This window comes from Winogradskyella epiphytica (genome assembly GCF_003217215.1).
In the GTDB taxonomy this organism is placed as follows: Bacteria; Bacteroidota; Bacteroidia; order Flavobacteriales; family Flavobacteriaceae; genus Winogradskyella; species Winogradskyella epiphytica.
The window spans coordinates 1-1892 of record NZ_QJTD01000040.1; the positions used below are offsets into that span (position 1 = coordinate 1).

General features: G+C 30.8%; 2 protein-coding genes. Both read left to right on the plus strand.

Annotated elements, in window-relative coordinates; all coding sequences use genetic code 11:
- The first annotated feature begins 158 nt into the window (after nt 1–158).
- Nucleotides 159–905: a metallophosphoesterase gene (locus DFQ11_RS15005; RefSeq protein ID WP_229791318.1), complete on the plus strand. Its 747-nt coding sequence runs from the start codon at nt 159–161 to the stop codon at nt 903–905.
- Nucleotides 906–1048: 143 nt separating this feature from the next.
- Nucleotides 1049–1678, plus strand: coding sequence for a hypothetical protein (locus DFQ11_RS15010; protein WP_110476703.1), 630 nt, complete (start codon nt 1049–1051; stop codon nt 1676–1678).
- The last annotated feature ends 214 nt before the right edge of the window (nt 1679–1892 follow it).

The window sequence follows — 1892 nt, forward strand, 5'->3', positions numbered from 1 at the left end:
ATGCCTTCGAAAAATCTAGGTTTTTTGGAAAGAAAAAATTAAATTGTACCATAACCAATTAGCAACTTTTGTTGCGTTAAGGCCTTGAATGCACCACGAACTTAACAAGAAGAAAATTTATTAAAAGAGGAATTTTAGCCTCAATTGGATTAGTTCTTTTGGACTCACTTTGGTTTGAGAAATATGTAATTGACTGGAATTACTTTGATATCTCAAAATCGGAAAAAGACAAAATAAAAATCATTCAAATTTCGGATTTACATTTTGACCAATTAAGATACTTTCACAAATCTATTGCAAAAAAAATCAACTCAATAAAACCTGATTTAATATTTATAACTGGAGATTCTGTTGATAAAACAGAAAAAATAAAACCTCTGAACGGATTCCTTGAATTAATTGATAATTCAATTAGAAAGTATGCGATAACTGGAAATTGGGAATATTGGGGAAATGTAAATCTGACAGAACTTAAAAGTATTTATTCTAAAAATAATTGCGAATTATTGATAAACGAGAATAGAACAATTTCAATTAAAAACAGAGAAATCTCAATAATCGGAATTGACGATTTTGTTGGCGGAAACGCTGACTTTGGAAAAGCAGTTGAAAATCTAAAAGAAACTGAAACCAATATTGTTTTATCACATTGTCCTGAACACAGAGATGTAATAACAAAACAAAAAGGAAATCTAAATATTGATTTAGTACTTTCTGGACATACTCACGGAGGACAAATTACATTTTTAGGAATTGTTCCTTTCAAACCTCAAGGAAGTGGAAAATATTTAAAAGGTTGGTATAAAGAATCCGAACCGAAAATGTACATATCAAAAGGAATAGGAACAAGTATTTTACCAATCCGATTTGGAGCAAGAGCGGAAATGGTAGAAATGGAAATATAAAAACTACTGGCAACACCGTATATAATTTATTGCTAGTTCTAGCCTATTTACGAAAATCCTCGCGGATTTTCTATTTGGTTTTTATTTGTTAACTTAGTTGCTTAACCACGCAACAAACCATATACAAAAACGTTGTAAAACATATGAGAAAAATCCTGCTAACATTAACTTTTGGAATTTTAATTTATTCTTGTTCTTCCTCGAAGGTTGGAAATAATAGGACAAAATACTTCGACGAAAACAATGTGGAAATAAGTAAATCAAAGTTCGACCGAATTCGTTCTACAAGCAAATTATTAGATATTCCCGGAGATTCGGCTAATCATAAAAAATTGACTTTAAGAGAAAAACGTGGAAAAATAACAAATAGAGCTTTATTGGAATCACTACTTGAGAAAGAAACAAGTCAAGAATTAGATTCCACCAAGCCTATAGTTATAATTTACTATCCAGGAAAAGACCGTTGTAATTCAAGTGGTTCAGCTACAAAAGAATCAAGGAAAATTTGGTTCGGACAATTAGAAGATGGAATAAATCAAGTTGCTCAAACTAAACCGATTTATATTTATAAAGATAATGATGGTTTGGAAAAATACGATGGAGTTTTGACTTGGCACAAAGACCCAGAAGGAACTGTTGAGAGACTATTTTTTGAATATCATTATCCTTGTAGCAGTTTTGTAGTGATTTCAAAAGACGGAAACTATATTAGTTATTTCGGCGAATTTGGAAAGGAATATGTTTGGGAAGCAACTCAACTTATGAATAAATAAATACGTTTTACAACAACGTGTATAATTAATGGCTGGTTCTCGCCTACTTACGAAAATCCTCGCGGATTTTCTATTCGGTTTTTATTTGCTAAATTCCGTGCTTTAAACACGCCACTAATCAAGAACTGTGTTAAAAAACAAGTATTTATTAGTTTATATTTACTAAAACACTTCTATAGTTTCTGTCATATTTTAAACCTGATTTAGCTAGGGC